12 protein-coding genes are annotated in these 16379 nt (G+C 38.0%); 3 read left to right on the forward strand and 9 right to left on the reverse strand.

Annotated features, from left to right (window positions below):
- Nucleotide 1: 1 nt before the first annotated feature.
- Complete coding sequence (gene wecB / locus ACTJJH_RS11345) at nucleotides 2-1144, forward strand: non-hydrolyzing UDP-N-acetylglucosamine 2-epimerase (protein WP_032006957.1); 1143 nt, start codon at nucleotides 2-4, stop codon at nucleotides 1142-1144.
- Here wecB and ACTJJH_RS11350 read toward each other — a convergent pair.
- From ACTJJH_RS11350 to ACTJJH_RS11390, 9 genes are all read right to left on the reverse strand, one after another.
- Nucleotides 1129-2049: a hypothetical protein gene (locus ACTJJH_RS11350; protein ID WP_017386261.1), complete on the reverse strand. Its 921-nt coding sequence runs from the start codon at nucleotides 2047-2049 to the stop codon at nucleotides 1129-1131. The two genes, wecB and ACTJJH_RS11350, sit on opposite strands and share 16 nt — an antisense overlap.
- The gene (locus ACTJJH_RS11355; protein ID WP_440601140.1) at nucleotides 2027-3871 is read right to left on the reverse strand and encodes a hypothetical protein; all 1845 of its coding nucleotides are present in this window, start codon (nucleotides 3869-3871) and stop codon (nucleotides 2027-2029) included. Before ACTJJH_RS11355 ends, ACTJJH_RS11350 begins: the two co-directional genes overlap by 23 nt.
- The gene (locus tag ACTJJH_RS11360) at nucleotides 3872-5122 is read right to left on the reverse strand and encodes a glycosyltransferase family 2 protein (protein WP_060464831.1); all 1251 of its coding nucleotides are present in this window, start codon (nucleotides 5120-5122) and stop codon (nucleotides 3872-3874) included.
- Complete coding sequence (locus ACTJJH_RS11365; RefSeq protein ID WP_440601141.1) at nucleotides 5109-6005, reverse strand: hypothetical protein; 897 nt, start codon at nucleotides 6003-6005, stop codon at nucleotides 5109-5111. The genes ACTJJH_RS11360 and ACTJJH_RS11365 overlap by 14 nt, the downstream gene beginning before the upstream one ends.
- Nucleotides 6005-6748, reverse strand: coding sequence for a hypothetical protein (locus ACTJJH_RS11370; RefSeq protein ID WP_002118735.1), 744 nt, complete (start codon nucleotides 6746-6748; stop codon nucleotides 6005-6007). The genes ACTJJH_RS11365 and ACTJJH_RS11370 overlap by 1 nt, the downstream gene beginning before the upstream one ends.
- 195 nt (nucleotides 6749-6943) lie before the next feature.
- Nucleotides 6944-8386, reverse strand: a complete 1443-nt coding sequence (locus tag ACTJJH_RS11375) for a cryptochrome/photolyase family protein (protein WP_440601142.1) — start codon at nucleotides 8384-8386, stop codon at nucleotides 6944-6946.
- Between the two features lie 118 nt (nucleotides 8387-8504).
- Nucleotides 8505-8987 (reverse strand): FKBP-type peptidyl-prolyl cis-trans isomerase, encoded by a 483-nt coding sequence (locus ACTJJH_RS11380; RefSeq protein WP_002118581.1) that lies wholly within the window; start codon nucleotides 8985-8987, stop codon nucleotides 8505-8507.
- Nucleotides 8988-9122: 135 nt separating this feature from the next.
- A complete protein-coding gene (locus ACTJJH_RS11385) occupies nucleotides 9123-10409 on the reverse strand; it encodes an NAD(P)/FAD-dependent oxidoreductase (RefSeq protein WP_005067905.1) in 1287 nt (428 codons plus the stop codon).
- Nucleotides 10410-10506: 97 nt separating this feature from the next.
- Nucleotides 10507-11826: a D-alanyl-D-alanine carboxypeptidase PBP6B gene (locus ACTJJH_RS11390; protein WP_440601143.1), complete on the reverse strand. Its 1320-nt coding sequence runs from the start codon at nucleotides 11824-11826 to the stop codon at nucleotides 10507-10509.
- A gap of 169 nt (nucleotides 11827-11995) precedes the next feature.
- On the opposite strand from ACTJJH_RS11390, the gene ACTJJH_RS11395 reads away from it, so the two are divergent.
- Together ACTJJH_RS11395 and ACTJJH_RS11400 are read left to right on the forward strand one after the other, a co-directional pair.
- Nucleotides 11996-13699: a M61 family metallopeptidase gene (locus ACTJJH_RS11395; RefSeq protein WP_440601144.1), complete on the forward strand. Its 1704-nt coding sequence runs from the start codon at nucleotides 11996-11998 to the stop codon at nucleotides 13697-13699.
- Between the two features lie 400 nt (nucleotides 13700-14099).
- Nucleotides 14100-16337, forward strand: coding sequence for an NADP-dependent isocitrate dehydrogenase (locus ACTJJH_RS11400; RefSeq protein ID WP_064785813.1), 2238 nt, complete (start codon nucleotides 14100-14102; stop codon nucleotides 16335-16337).
- Nucleotides 16338-16379: the final 42 nt, after the last annotated feature.

The raw sequence follows: 16379 nt of genomic DNA on the forward strand, positions 1-16379 counted from the left end.
AGTGAATAAAGTTTTTATATCTATTGTATTTGGAACCCGTCCTGAATTAATCAAACTTGCCCCTGTTATTTTATTGGCAAAACAAGACCCTCGTTTTCAAGTTGAAGTGATTTTTACTGGACAGCATGACGAACTAGTAAGAGATGCGATAGATTTCTTTGGGGTTGAAATTGACCACCGTCTTAAAATTATGAATGCTGGACAAAGTTTAAATCAGCTCTTAATTCATGGTTTGAGCCAAATCGAGAATGTATACACTGATGGGCAAAAACGAGATGCAATTGTTATCCAAGGTGATACAACAACTGTTTTAGCAGCTGGCTTAGTCGCGTTTTCAATGAAAGTCCCTGTTGCGCATGTTGAAGCTGGTTTACGTTCTTATGATTTAGATCATCCTTTTCCAGAGGAGGGAAATCGTCAGTTGGTTTCACGTATTACTAAATGGCATTTTGCCCCGACTGAACAATCAAAAAGAAATTTACTCAATGAACAAATTCCGTCAGAGCTCATTACGGTTACAGGCAATACAGTTGTTGATGCGGTGTATTTAGGGCGTAAATTAATTGCTGAAAAATCTGATTTGAAGAACCGGCTTGAACCTTATGGAATTCAATTAAAGCAAGATGACAAAGTAGTACTTATTACTGCCCACCGTCGTGAAAATTTTGGCGGTGGAATTCAAAATATTTGCAATGCGGTTGAGCACTTAGCTCAAGCACATCCTGATTTACATTTCATTTGGCCTGTACATTTAAACCCAGCCGTCCATGACGTAGTCCATGATAAGTTTAAAGACCATTCCCAAATTCATCTTGTTAAACCATTAGACTACCCAAGTCTATTGGCAGTGATAGACCGATCTACTTTTATTTTGACGGATTCGGGAGGCTTACAAGAAGAAAGTCCATCATTTAATAAGCCAGTTTTAATCTTGCGGGACACTACCGAGCGACCAGAAGTGGTTGAGGTGGGGGCAGGCGTTTTGGTGGGGACAAATCAAGAAAAAATTATTGAAGAAGCTGAAAAGTTACTCACTGACCAACAGCACTATGAAAAAATGGCGCATGTAGAAAACCCATTCGGCGATGGGCAAGCAGCTCAACGTATTCTCAATCAAATTGCTAAATCTTATGAATTGGCATAATCATGATTTAAGGATCTCGTCTCATTTATGGTTTTGTTGGCATGACCATAAGTGAGGCGGTACCATAAGCTCACAATATTAACGCACCAGCGGCTCATGTAATGAGGACCATCAAAAATATAAACAGTTTTACCTTCATATGCTTTTAGCTGAGAAATAATTTCCCAAGGATATGCGGCTCTAAATTGCCCATTCTTTTTCACTCTAAAAGCTTCTAATACTATAATTACTTTGTCTTTTCCAAGTTTATCTTCAAGCTGATCTAAAATATGTTTGGCCTGTTTAGGTGATCGAACGCCTACGCCAACACCATCTTGGAAAAAAACTCCCGTATGGTCAGGCAGCCAGCTTTTAACCCATAAATCATAATTTTCAGGCTCAGTTTCGCCACTATAAATACTCACCCAGACTGGAGAAGGAAGCTTCGATAACACATGACCTAAAGCACTGACTCGTAGCCAAGTTGGATCTGCTTCTACCGGAAAGTAATAACCTTTAAATGCTGTTTTTTGCTCTTTTATAATTTGGGCAGATTTTTCGCCTAACTCAATGACATTAGCCCGAGCTTTAGGTTCATTATATTCACCGGCTAAGCCCAATATGAGATTTTTTGCCCAAGGTTCTTGTTTAATCTTTTCTAAATTAATAGCTTTTTCCCATTGTGGAAAATTTGATTCTTTCCACCAAGATTTAGATTCAACAACAGACCATTGGGGAACAAATGTATCAACACCTAAATAGTGCCAATTTCCTTCTGGAGGAGTAGTGTTATTGTCAGGTTGCCAGAAAACACCTTCAATATGAGGGGCTTGACCTTGATGTTTGAAAAGCCCCGCATATACGATGACACTACATATAATTAAAATAATAAAAGCAGCTATTTTAATTGGTATCTGTTTTCTCATTATTTCGTCTTAACCAGTACCACAAGAAGATAATTATTATCATAATTGCAGAGATAATCACAACTAATAAGAAGAAAGAAGACTGTTGGACTAGAGGCGCCTTTTGATTTCCGACAATGAGTTTTTGTAAAACATAGATATTTCCATTTTCTGAAACCAGCATTTTCGTCACGTTGTTTGGAATTTTATGTTGTATTTTTTCCCAAAGGTGCATAAACGTTTGTGCGCCACCTTGTGAGTCGGTAATCACATCAAAGCGGTTATTGTTATAACTGACAATAAAACCATTTTGGGCAGCAGGTGCATAAATAATATCCTGATGCATTAGTACTTGTTGTTGATAAATATCTTTGTTAACGCGGACATTTACAGATTGTGGCGCGCTCGGTGAATAACGGACTAGGTTGAGAGGCATTGGTGCTTGGGTTAAAAGCATTTTTTTCGCAGTTTGACCTAACACAATCGCGATATTTAATGCACCAGATTGATCATCAATCGCAATTGTCGGAGTCGTTGCTAAAGTCATTGAAATTGCGGCTACACCATTTTTAAGTTTATGAGGTAGCTTTACAGTAGATTTGGCTGTATCAATCCAAAGTGAACCATGTGCGTTAGGTAAACATTGGGAATTGGCTATCACTGAATTTTCCAGCTTTAGACTAAAATTTGTCGTATTAGAAATAGCTTTTGCAAAAATATTGAACTGACGGTTTACTGGGTCTGAAGCAAGATCCGCTGTTTTCATACTTCCTGCAAGCCCACCATCAATCCAAGCTGTAATATTGGAACCTTGTAATAAACCACTTTGAATACGAAGTGCGATTTGTCCTTGCAAGATATCGGTTGGTTGCCATATCGCAGGGAAATCAAGAAATAAGTTTTTTTCAGCGTGATTTAATCTGAAGTCCTCAATGCCTAAATCGGCGAGTGTATCGATTTTTTTAAATTGTGCCCAAGTTGGAGTGGAGATTGTTGTGGGGAAAATTGCACTTCCTGTATCAAGTTGCTCTACATATGAGGGATTGATTAGTCCATTTATGGCAGCAGTGAGTTCTTGTGGTGTGTGATAAGTAATTGAAAGAGTAGCCACTCCATCTGCTGGTTTTGCAATTTGTACTAAAGCTCCCCCTTTAAGTGGCGTAGCTGAGCGAATCACTTCAATAATAAAATTTGTTTCATCATTTAAATTAGTTTGTCCTGAATCAACCCATTCAATTGGTGTGATAGAAGTCCATGAACTTGCTAATCTAGCGAGCATAGAAGCTTCTATAATCTCTTTACGGTTATATTTTAAAATACCAACAAACGGAGTAGGCCGTCTCGCTTGTGGATTAGCTAAAGCATCTGGTAAGTCTTTTAAACGGTATACATTACGGATAGGCGTAAAGTCGAGTTGGGAATTGCTTAAATAAGTTAAGTGATCAATATCTTCTGTACAGAATGTTTCTTTGGTTTGATTCAGCGTAGTGGGTTTAGCATACTGTTGAATAATAAAATCTAAACGATGAAAGCCACTCTGACTTGCTGGGATATCAAATTTGAATTGACCGTCCCCACTCAGTGTAGTGTTATAAATGAGTTTATCATCATATTTTACGAGTAAAGTTGTATCACTTTCAGTGGAATAATCACTTGAAAATTGAATGTTTTGCCATTGGGCACCTTTGCCAATATAGAAAAAATGGGGCTCGACCGTATATTTAGTTGAAGTACTAATATCGTCGAGTTTCCATATGTACGCATGAGCAGACATGGCAAGCATAAGACTGGTGCTGGCAAGGAGCACTTGAGCTGTTTTGTAAAGATCAAAAGTCTTTTTCATTTATTTTTTCTCCTTGCTACGTTCCGTTTTGTACCATTGAAGGGAGTTGCCCTGTATTTTATTTTTAAGCATGTCATATGCGGCTTTAAAAACAATAAATAGAAATATTTGTGAGTAACTTACGTAAGATAGAACTGAATAAAAGTAGAGTTCTGGTTTGACCCTTTCTAAAGAGAGAGTAAACCACATTTGTGCCACATATAGGCAAAACGACAGTCCCCATAGAGTTGTGAATGGGCCTGGAACTGAAATACCCGCAATATCAAGTATGCCAAGGGTTAACGTGATATGACTCCAGAATAAAGCGGGTACAAAAAGTATGTAGCACATAATGTTGTTAAGAATTTCAATTCCGATAGGAAAAGGCGTTCTTAATGCTACGGGTAAATATTTACGAGTCACATAAAAATTACCTTGGGTCCAACGTGAACGCTGTTTAACAAACACACTCAGAGATGGAGGATCTTGCTGCCAACCAATCGCATAGGGCACCCATTTAATTCGTTTTTGGCCAATGAAAATCCTAAAACTCATTTCTGTATCATCGACCAATGACTTTTCATCAAAACCACCTAAGGTTTCTAAAGCATCACGCCAAATTACATAGTTAGTACCCATTAATGTCGATAGCTCAAAACGTTGCCAACGACCGCCTTGGAAAATCCATTGGAAAAAGATGAACTCAATGGCAATAAATCGGGTCAAAATACTATCTTGCCAATTACGTGTTCTTACTTTTCCATTAACGGCTACTAATTTTTTATCGGCAAGCAGGGTTTGAGCTAGCAAGCGAACACAATCGGGTTCAGGCGTACTATCTGCGTCATAGACAACAATTAATTCACCTCGAGCATGGGGGAGGCCATTATTAAGCGTTCTAGATTTACCTTTACCACCCATTCCTTTAGGAACATTAACAATCTTTATGCAAGGATAAATTTTTGCCAAATTTTCGGCAATTTCTAAGGTGTTATCCTTTGACCCATCATTAATGAGTAAAACTTCATATGCTTCGGCTGGGTAATCTTGTTGAGCAATTGCATGCAAGGTATCTTCAATCACAACACCTTCATTATAGGCAGGAATCAAAACACTCAAAACGGGCCATCTCTCTGGTATTGGAAGGTTTTGTAACTCTTTTTCTGCTGTTTTTGAATATTTCCAAGCTTGATAACTTAACCACGCCCAAAATGCTTGTGGAATCCAAATCCCTAAAAATCCAAATAAGAAGAGAATATCAATGGGAGCCATTTGATTTAACCCTCCTGATAATAGACGAGATGAGCAAGACTAATAAAATCAACCCGATTACAAGAGAGAACCATGAAATATAGCTGCCAAACGTACCAAGGAGGTCAGGGTAGGTACTCGTGAGAATTAGATCGAGTGGAACTACAACAGTACTTAAACCGATAAAAATGTATCCAAGGAAATTAGTTTTTACATGCTCTGGCGTACTTATGTAATTAATCTTATTAAATTTCCAAGATATTCCGAGTTGAGGATATCGAATATTTGTTGTGGGTAGATCAGCAGGAGGATTAATAATAATTTCATACCCAGAAATATGACCGTTAAAACGTTTAGCCGAATAAAATAAATGCTGTTTTTGCTTAATTTCTCTAGAGGGTAACGGGAGCTGCGAAGGGGTAAATTGAATAATATAACTACCAGCGGTCTGTGAAATTAAATTTTCATCCCATCCCGTTGAGACAAAAGCAGCCATTGGGCGCAACCCAATTGCAGTCGAAAATGTGGCTTTAGCCGCAAAATATTGAGGTTGCTCTGATTTATAAAGTGCAATCGGAATCGCACCTTGGCTGACTGCTTCTTTGAGCAAGAAATAATGAGAAAAGCTAAAAACTTCATCCGGCAATATAATGCCAGGCTTGAACCCTTTATGAATAAGTCGTTGAAAGCTATCCGAGCTGATCTGGTCAATTGTAAAGATAGGCCACCATGTATCCTGATATGGAAAAAACATTGAAAGATCATCGGTACTCTGAACTTCTGTTTTTGTTTGTTCCGTTTTAATCTCACAATGATAATATTGCCGATAGAACTGCTGTAAAGTGGCATCAGGATACTGACTAGATGCAATAATAATTCCACAAATATTAAGAAGATTAGACATTAAGTAATCTCCTCTTCAGGTGGAATCTGAATAACTTTATATTCGACTTCAAGCCGCAAAGTCATAATTTCTTTTAGCTTTTTAATAAATTCAGGTTCTTCATCCGTTTTTTGCTTGCGAATTACAATGCTGTATATAGTTTCAAGATCATCATCAGCAAACTGGAAAACGATTTCTTGTGGATGATGTTGGCTCAAAATTTTAATCATTTCATTTTGAGTGGTTTTCCACACATCGTCGCCTAACATTTCTTTAATTAAGCTTCGGTTGAGAATTCTAATTTCAAAGACTTCATAGTCTTGAATGTGATGATGATCAAGAAGCTTAAAGAAACTGCGTTGAAAATACTTGAGTGCGCTAAGCGGGAAAATATCACGGCGATAATTACGGTCATAACTTTGAATATCGCGGTATTTTTGAACGTTAATTTCAATATTATGGCGAACAGCACTCAGAAAAAGAGGAATGAGGGGAATAATAAAAAGTAAAAGAAGCTGACGTTCAATATGCGTCTGAGCCCCTAAGTCGAGTAGAAAATATACTGCAACACCGATAAAAGCGAGTAAGCCCACAATTAAGGATGCACCAACTTGTAAAAAAGCTCCAGAAATTAAAAGAATGAGAATAAAAATCCAGCTTCCTCTAAAACTTACAGGCAACCACTCATACGCCACCATGCCCATAAATAGATGAGCTGCGATAATCCATAAGACGAGTGTTCTTCCAGGGTTCTTTTGTTGCATGTGAGCTATAGCTACCTTATTGTAATGTTAATTTTTTTATACTTTTATTACTAAATGTGAGACATTGCGAAGTTGTTGTTGTTTATGGCCTTTTTTAAGTATCTATTATGTTTATTTGTAGAACAAAGTCTCACTATAGTCAAATACTGTTATTATTTTTTAATTAAAAATAAACACTTAAGACGTAATTCTTATTTAAATACTCTTGAAAGTTTCAATTGCTTTAAGACGAGTTTCCTTTAAATCTACAATTGGTTTTGGATAATTTAACTGAATATTCGTTTTAGTCGAGTAGGGCTCATGAATGGCTTTATTGTCTAGATGAGCTAATTCTTCAACCCATTGACGAATATAATCTCCATTTGGATCAAATTTCTTTGATTGAGCAATAGGGTTAAAAATTCTAAAGTAAGGTACGGCATCAGTTCCGGTAGAAGCACACCATTGCCAGCCACCATTATTTGCTGCTAAATCCCCATCGATTAAATGCTCCATAAACCATTGTTCACCTACTCGCCAATCGATGAGTAAGTTTTTACATAAAAACATAGCGGTAATCATGCGAACACGATTATGCATCCATCCCGTTTTTAAAAGTTGACGCATTCCAGCATCAATAATCGGTATACCTGTCTGGCCCGTTTGCCATGCAATTAGGTGCTCTGGGTTGTGATTCCACTTAATTTTCTGAGTGTCTTTTTTAAACGGAATATGTTTAGAAACATGGGGGAAATCAAATAAAATATGTTGATAAAATTCTCGCCAAATGAGTTCATCTAACCAAGTCTGCTGGCCTTCATTTGTCAAATGAAAGTTGCCATGTTCAGCCCTAAAAAGAGCTTGCAGGCACTGGCGGATAGACAAAATCCCAATGTTTAAGTAGGGAGAAAGTTGGCTAGTTCCTTTTATATTTGGAAAGTCACGTTCTAATTTATAACCAGATAAATGATCTTTAATAAATATGTCGAGCTGCTCTAGAGCAAAATTTTCTCCAGCTGGCCATAAGTCTTGTTGCTCTTTAGAAACAGAAGGATCAAAAAAAGCTTCAATATCTTCTAGAGTTAAGCTGTTTATTTTTGAAAAAGACGCTGGATAGCTACTTTGCTTTTCAGGAATTGGATAGCATTGAGGTAAACCACTGATATCCAATTTTGAATAACATGCTTTTTTGAATGCACCGAAAACCTGATAGGGCTGCTGTGACTGATTGCGAATAGAGCATAAAGGAAAAATCGTACGGTCATGGAATAAAAAGAGCTCTTTACCTTGTTGATTTAAAAAATCTTGTACAGTTTTATCTCTTTTTAATTCATTAACGCCGAACTCTATATTTGAATAGACATTTTCAATATTAAGTTGAGTGCTAAGTTCACCCATATAATCAGCGATATCTTTCCAGTAAGGAATGACTTGGATAATAAGGGGAATATTAAGTTGTTCTAGTTCTTTTTTGAGTTGTTGAAGTTGACGTAAATAGAAATTAATTTTTATAGGCGCATCGTGATGCATTTTCCATTGTTCAGGCGATAAAATAATTAACCCAATACAAGGCCCTTGTTGAGAGGCATGCCATAAAGCAGCATGGTCTCGAACTCTCAAATCTTGACGAAACCAAATTAGCTGATTTACGTTTGACATGAAAATTGGCCCTTATAGAGTGAGGTGAGTTAAAGAATTATTATCAAAATATTATATAAAAATAAATACATAAAAAAAGCAAAGCCGAAGCTTTGCCCTTATCATCTTTAAAGATGAATTAGTGGTGATGACCACCAGCACCGTGTACGTGACCGTGATCTAATTCTTCTTGAGAAGCATCACGGATTTCTACGATTTCAACTTCAAAAGTTAAATCTTGACCAGCAAGTGGGAAGTTAGCATCAACAACAACGTTGTCGCCTTCAACCGCTTTAACAGTAACGATCTGTACGCCGTCATCTGTTTGAGCTTGGAATTGCATACCAGGTTGAATGTTCTCAACACCTTGGAACATTTGAGCTGGAACTTCTTGTACTAGGTCTGGGTTGTATTCGCCATAACCTTCAGCAGCTGGAACGTTAACAGTGAATTTTTCACCAACAGTTTTACCTGTTAATGCATTTTCTAAACCAGGAATGATATTGCCTGCACCGTGCAAATAGGCAAGTGGTTCACCTTGAGATTGATCAAGTGTTTCACCCTCAGCGTTTGTTAATTTGTAGTGGAATGAAACCACGTGGTTATTTGCAATAGCAGTCATGTTTTTGATCCATTCAATCAATTGAAGCGTACATCATAAAGTGAAAAATAAATTTTGTAGACTACAAAATCTTAATCTTTGGCACTTTTTCTGATGCGTTTTTATATAAATAGGGACGAACTTAAAAAATTCAACTTAATACAGCTTAATTTTTGGACGTACACGTCTTGTAAGTAAATCTTTCATTGTGAGTAGTCCAGCCTGAGTATATCCGTGAATCGTTGCTTGATGTAAACGATATAAAGAGACATACATTGTTTTCGCAATATAGCCTTGCACGCTTACATCTCCAAGTAATTCTCCAACGGCTTTATGACGACTTAAAGACACGAGAGAACCTTTGTCGTTAAATGTAAACATCGGCTGTGATCGGCCATTTAGTCGAGCAGCCATAGCATCGACTAAAAAGCTGGCCTGTTGGCTTGCAACTTGAGCACGGGGGCCAAGTGGAGGATGTCTTGCATCAAGTTGGCAATGAGCACAGTCACCAAACGCAAATACATTTGGATCAGAATAGGTTTGCAAGGTCGCATAGACCATCAGACGGTTAATGTTATCGCGTTTAAAGTCAGTAAAACTTTCTAATACCTTTGGTGCTTTTACGCCTGCAGCCCAAACGGTAATATCACTTTTGAGTTGGTTGCCATTGCTAAAGTAGATGCAATGCTCATCAATTTTTTCAACGCGGTGTTGAGTTAAAATTTCAACACCCATTTTTTTGAGTTGCCCAGCACTGTGTTCAGCAGTTTTATCGCTTAGAGCGGGTAAAATACGTTCAGAAGCTTCAATCAATGTGATTTTGACTTGGTTTGGATGAATCTTCTTTAAACCATATCGATAAAAGTTTTTAGTTGTTTCAATTAACTCAGCTGCCAGCTCCACACCCGTTGCTCCCGCACCAACAATTCCAATATTTAAAGTTCGCTGATTGGGTTGATTCTGAGCTTCAATATAAAGATGTAATAAATCTTGCTGGAAAATATCGGCTTGCTTTCTGCTATCAAGGAAATGGCAGTTTTCACGCACTCCAGTGGTATTAAAGTCATTTGATACTGAACCAAGCGCTAAAATAAGTGTGTCATAACTTAGCTCTTGCGAATGATTCTGTTGATCCTTAGACACTTGAGGGGGCATTAGTTCAATTAATTTTTTATCTTTATTAACCCCAACTAATGTTCCGAGCACAAATTCGTAATGATGTTTTTCTGAGTGCGCAAAATAGTTAGTTTGTTCTTCGTGGGGATTTAAAGAACCAGCAGCAATTTCGTGAAGCAATGGTTTCCAAATATGGGTAAGGTTTTGGTCAACCAATGTAATCTTTGCTTTACGATTTTTCCCAAAAGTTTCACCGAGTTGTGTCGCCAGTTCTAAGCCGCCAGCACCACCACCAACAATTACAATATGATGTAAATTTTGGGTCATTTTTTCACCTAATTATTTTTCTATAAAAAAAGATGGCTAAATTATGCCATCTTTTATTTATAAAATTTATTGTGCGTCTGTGCACAATTTGATGTTTTTAGTGCGAATCTACAGGGTAGAGTTTTGCAGCACTATGTTCACTTGATGAAAAAATAGAGAAGAGGCTAGAAAACCACATTGCGATTTTTTGGAAAATATTGGCTTCTTCAATATGTACGTTATCTTCGATTTGAAGACTACGGATCAGTTGATTATTTTGATAAATCGATACTGTTGCCAAACTTACGACTTTCATTAATGGCGCAGTTAATTGTTTTTCATTGAGCTCAATGTTTACATGTGTTTGAGTCGTTTCAAGTGGAGCAATCACCTTGAGCTGTTGGTTACTATCGAGTACTTGAACGCGTTGGGTTGCATTATCAAAAGTATTTAGGTCAATTGGTGCTGGGTCTGCATATAAAGATGTCGTTACAATTGTTGGTTGCTTTGTTTCAACCTTAAACATTTTTAAAGTCGACTTTACAACAGGTAGTTCAGCAATTAATTTCTGCTCAGGAATAATCACTTCATCACGTGTATAGGCGTAAGCAAGATTCATTAATTTATCTGCAATCTCAGCGCGTTTTACAGCACTCGGTGTACCTAAAACAATGACTAATAAACGTCTTTGAGTTAAGTCAGATGAGAATGAAGGACGTGAAGCTGTGAGTGCCAAGTTATAACCTGCTGCTTTGGTATATCCCGTTTTAAGGCCATCTACATATGGATCATATTTGAGCGCAAGGTTTGTCGCATGATGGAAGCGTTGGTTATAGCTAAAGCTTGGCATTTTTGAATAATGCAAATATTCAGGAGTTTGTTTAATTAACGCCTGACTTAATAAGCTAAGGTCGTGTGCTGTAGTGAAATGATCAGGCATCGTAATTCCGGCAGGATTACTAAAATGAGTATCTTTCATACCCAAAGCTTGAGCTTCCTGATTCATACGTTGTACGAAGCACGGAACATCACCAGAGATTTTTTCAGCTAAAGTCACGGCTGCATCATTAGCAGACATCACGATTAAACCTGCCAATAACTGATCAACTGAAATTTGTTCACCAGCTTTAAGATACATTTGTGATTCATCCCACTGCACAACACTAACCACTGGAGTTGCAGTAATGATTTCTTCTTTTTTCAGTTTTCCAGCTTTAATCTCTTTTAGGGCAATGTAGGCAACCATCATTTTGGTTAAAGATGCTGGTGCACGTTGCACATGGCTATTATGCTCAGCAATGATTTGACCCGATTGAGTATCTACAATAGTCCATGCAGCAGCTTCAACACTTTCAGGTGCAATATTGAGTAGTGCAGCATTGGTTAGAGTAGTACAAAAAATACTAAAGAGGGTAAAAAGAGATAGAAAAAATTTCACGGATGACCTTAACTTCACTGGCAAATACGGGACACAGATGCACAGCATGCTATGCCTTTTTTTCATGGAAGGCTAGTGGGAATTGTTGCCAAAAAATACATCTACGCAAGACGATACAAAAAAGTGATAATCTAATGTGAAGCCGTTCTTATTTTAAATTGAAGAATTTATGTTGCATTATCAAATTGAGTTCGATGATTACAAACAGCACCTTGTTCACGTGACAATTCGTTTTTTAGCCAACCCGAATCAGGAACTTTGGCTACCAACGTGGATTCCGGGTAGTTATCTAATTCGAGAGTTCTCAAAACATATTGAATCCGTTAAAGCTTATGATGAAGCTGGACGTCTGCTGGACATTAAAAAAACGAGCAAGAATCGCTGGCGTTTATTTAATACAGATCATGAATTAATGACGATTGAATATGATGTGTATGCATATGATTTGTCTGTCCGTGGTGCGTATGTAGACCAGACTCGTCTATATATTAATCCTGCGTGTGTATGTTTGGCTTTAGAAGGGCAGGAGCAGTCCGCTTGTGAAGTCGAAGTTTTCTTGCCGGATGAATTAAAGCATTTTCAGTTAGCAACAGGCTTAGCTTCAAAAAGCTTAGTCAAAGGTCGATTTACTTTAAAAGCAGATCATTACGATCAACTGATTGATAGTCCATTTGAATTGGCTGATCAAACACGCTTTAGTTTTGAGACGAACGGCATTGGACATGAGTTTGTAATTTCTGGTTCGCATAATACCAATATTGATCGCCTAAAAGCCGATATTGAAAAGATTTGTGCAGCTGAAATAAATATGTTCGGTTCGGCACCATTTAAAAACTATACCTTTATGACCATGGCAACAGGTAATAGTTATGGCGGATTAGAGCATTGCAATAGCACAAGCTTGATTACACCGCGTGATGATTTGCCAAAATCGAATGAACCAACTGAACCTTCTAAAGATTATCAACGCTTTTTAGGCTTATGTAGTCATGAATATTTTCATTCATGGTTAGTCAAGTTTATCCGTCCAGAAAACTTTGCAAACTATAATTTGCATCAAGAAGGTTATACTTCTTTACTTTGGATATTTGAAGGCTTTACTTCATATTATGATGACCTGATTTTATTACGTAGCGGCGTGATTTCTCAGAAGTCTTATCTTGATTTACTCAAAGCACAAATTGACCGCTACTTGCAAAACCCGGGTCGTTTTGTTCAAACAGTTGCAGAGTCAAGTTTTGACGCGTGGATTAAATTTTATCGCCAAGATGAAAACTCGAATAATGCGGGCACTAGTTACTACAATAAAGGTTCGTTAGTTGCATTATGTCTAGATTTAGGTTTACGTCTACGTGGTTCTAGTCTTGATGCTTTAATGCGTCGGTTATATGAAAACACTCAAAATGGTATGCAAGTAAACGAAAGAACCATTTTTGATTTATGTAAAGAACTGACGGGTGATAGCTGGATTGAACAAATTAATCATTTGATTAATACCACTGATGAATTGCCACTTGATCAACTGTTCCCTGAGTTTGGCTTAAGTTATAGAGTTAAAACTGACAAATCTTTGCCACTTGGTTTGAAACTTGTTGATAAGCCAGAGGGCGTACTCGTGCAAAGTGCTCGCCGTGATAGCGCAGCAGCTAAAGCAGGTATTTCTGCCAATGATGTAATTATTGCAATTGATGGTTTAAAAGCGACCACTAAACTTGTTGAGAAGTATGCAAAGCAGGGCGGTATTTATACCGTGTTTGCTTTCCGTCGCGATGAGTTACTATCTTTTGAAGTTGAGTGTGCTACATCTGATTTAACTGAAGTTGAACTTATTATTGAAGATCAGGCTAAAACTGAAAAATGGTTAAAAGCTTAAATAACAGTTAAATAGTTTATAAAAAACCGATGTTTTGTACATCGGTTTTTTATTTTTAAGTGCTACTAAACGATGAGATTCGTTTTATCTTTGAGTTTGTTTTGAATGAAAAGTATAATAATTGTCAGAACTCTGAAAGATATCTCATGTAATTTAATCGTATTCAGTCCCTAAAAAAGTAATGATGAATTATGTATTACTTAAAGTTGGGTATAGGAATATTATCAATAGATTTAAATTATGTATTATTTCGCTGCGAAATGTCGTTATCACTGGATATTTCGTTGACTGGAAGACAATGAGAGCCGATACTCTCAGGGTTTTATTTAAGCATATCGGTTCGTAGGCACTGGGCCACAAGCTCGGTCCTCAACACTCAATCAAACGGAAGGGGCTATATATGGCTGGTGAAAAGTCAACTATTATTTACACACTGACTGATGAGGCGCCATTATTGGCGACCTATTCGCTACTGCCGATCATTGAGACCTTTACCAAGCCAGCTGGCATCGAGATTATTAAAAGTGACATCTCTGTAGCTGCACGTGTGCTCGCAGAATTCGCTGATTACCTAAGTGAAGAGCAAAAGGTATCTGACAACCTTGCAGAGCTAGGTCGTCTTACACAAGATCCAGATACAAACATTATCAAACTACCGAACATTAGTGCGTCTGTTGCGCAATTAACTGCATGTATTAAAGAGCTTCAATCAAAAGGTTACGCAATTCCTGATTATCCGGAAAATCCAACGACTGAAGAAGAAAAATCAATCAAAGCTCGTTATGGTAAGTGCCTTGGTTCAGCAGTAAACCCTGTCCTTCGTGAAGGTAACTCTGACCGCCGTGCTCCAGCAGCAGTTAAAAACTATGCGAAAAAACACCCTCATTCAATGAGCGAGTGGAAACAGTGGTCACAAACTCACGTTTCACATATGGAAGAAGGTGACTTCTACCATGGTGAAAAATCAATGACACTTGATCGCGCACGTAATGTGAAAATGGAACTTATCACGAATAGTGGTAAGAGCATTGTTCTTAAGCCAAAAGTTGCGCTTCAAGAAGGTGAAATCATTGATTCAATGTTCATGAGCAAGAAAGCACTTTGTGATTTCTATGAAAAAGAACTTGATGATTGTAAAGAAGCGGGAATTTTATTCTCTTTACACGTAAAAGCGACAATGATGAAAGTTTCACACCCGATCGTTTTCGGTCACTGTGTGAAAATTTACTATAAAGAAGCTTTTGAAAAGCACGGTAAGTTATTTGACGAATTAGGCATTAACGTTAATAACGGTATGGCTGGGTTGTACGAGAAAATCGAAACTCTTCCAACTTCGTTGCGTGAAGAAATCATTGAAGACTTGCATGCTTGTCAAGAACACCGTCCTGCACTTGCAATGGTTGACTCAGCAAAAGGCATCACAAACTTCCATTCACCAAACGACATCATCGTTGATGCTTCTATGCCAGCAATGATCCGTGCCGGTGGTAAAATGTGGGGTGCTGATGGTAAGCAGTATGATGCTAAAGCTGTTATGCCAGAATCAACATTTGCCCGTATTTACCAAGAAATGATCAACTTCTGTAAGTGGCATGGTAACTTCGATCCGAAGACTATGGGTACAGTACCAAACGTTGGTTTGATGGCTCAAAAAGCTGAAGAATACGGTTCTCACGACAAGACTTTTGAGATTTCAGAAGCTGGTATTGCAAACATTACCGATCTTGACACTGGTGAAGTGTTATTGACTCAAAATGTGGAAGAAGGCGATATCTGGCGTATGTGTCAGGTTAAAGATGCTCCGATTCGTGACTGGGTTAAACTTGCAGTAACTCGTGCACGTAACTCAGGCATGCCTGCAATCTTCTGGCTTGACCCGTACCGCCCACACGAAAACGAATTGATCAAGAAAGTACAAAAGTACTTAAAAGATCATGATACGACTGGTCTTGATATCCAAATCATGTCTCAAGTACGTGCAATGCGTTACACACTTGAGCGCGTAGTACGTGGCCTAGACACGATTTCTGTGACTGGTAACATCTTACGTGACTACTTAACTGACTTGTTCCCAATTATGGAACTTGGTACTTCTGCAAAAATGTTGTCTATCGTTCCGCTAATGGCGGGTGGTGGTATGTACGAAACTGGTGCAGGTGGTTCAGCGCCAAAACACGTACAACAACTTGTTGAAGAAAACCACTTACGTTGGGATTCACTTGGTGAGTTCCTTGCGCTTGCAGTATCTTTAGAAGAAATGGGCATTAAAGAAAATAATGCTCGTGCTAAGTTACTTGCGAAGACACTTGATGAAGCGACTGGTAAATTGCTTGACAATGACAAGTCTCCATCACGTCGTACTGGTGAAATCGATAACCGTGGCAGCCACTTCTACTTGTCACTTTACTGGGCTGAAGCACTTGCTGCTCAGAACGAAGATGCTGAGTTGAAAGCTAAATTTGCTCCTCTTGCTAAAGCTTTAGCTGAAAATGAAGAGAAGATTGTTGCTGAACTTGCTCAAGTACAAGGTAAACCAGCGGACATTGGTGGTTACTACGCAATTGACCCAACTAAAGTAAATGCTGTAATGCGTCCAAGTGCTACATTTAATGCAGCTCTTGCAACAGTTGAGGTTTAATTACTAACTCGTTAGTAAATAGCTTAAGAGCCGGTGCATATG

Source organism: Acinetobacter sp. 22301 (genome assembly GCF_052045285.1).
GTDB lineage: Bacteria > Pseudomonadota > Gammaproteobacteria > Pseudomonadales > Moraxellaceae > Acinetobacter > Acinetobacter pittii.

What these genes read in the sequence shown, in the direction of transcription:
- ACTJJH_RS11350 (WP_017386261.1), bottom strand. Translation starts at nt 2,049, where the DNA reads ATGAGAAAACAGATACCAATTAAAATAGCTGCTTTTATTATTTTAATT.
- ACTJJH_RS11355 (WP_440601140.1), bottom strand. Translation starts at nt 3,871, where the DNA reads ATGAAAAAGACTTTTGATCTTTACAAAACAGCTCAAGTGCTCCTTGCC.
- ACTJJH_RS11360 (WP_060464831.1), bottom strand. Translation starts at nt 5,122, where the DNA reads ATGGCTCCCATTGATATTCTCTTCTTATTTGGATTTTTAGGGATTTGG.
- ACTJJH_RS11365 (WP_440601141.1), bottom strand. Translation starts at nt 6,005, where the DNA reads ATGTCTAATCTTCTTAATATTTGTGGAATTATTATTGCATCTAGTCAG.
- ACTJJH_RS11370 (WP_002118735.1), bottom strand. Translation starts at nt 6,748, where the DNA reads ATGCAACAAAAGAACCCTGGAAGAACACTCGTCTTATGGATTATCGCA.
- ACTJJH_RS11375 (WP_440601142.1), bottom strand. Translation starts at nt 8,386, where the DNA reads ATGTCAAACGTAAATCAGCTAATTTGGTTTCGTCAAGATTTGAGAGTT.
- ACTJJH_RS11380 (WP_002118581.1), bottom strand. Translation starts at nt 8,987, where the DNA reads ATGACTGCTATTGCAAATAACCACGTGGTTTCATTCCACTACAAATTA.
- ACTJJH_RS11385 (WP_005067905.1), bottom strand. Translation starts at nt 10,409, where the DNA reads ATGACCCAAAATTTACATCATATTGTAATTGTTGGTGGTGGTGCTGGC.
- ACTJJH_RS11395 (WP_440601144.1), top strand. Translation starts at nt 11,996, where the DNA reads ATGTTGCATTATCAAATTGAGTTCGATGATTACAAACAGCACCTTGTT.
- ACTJJH_RS11400 (WP_064785813.1), top strand. Translation starts at nt 14,100, where the DNA reads ATGGCTGGTGAAAAGTCAACTATTATTTACACACTGACTGATGAGGCG.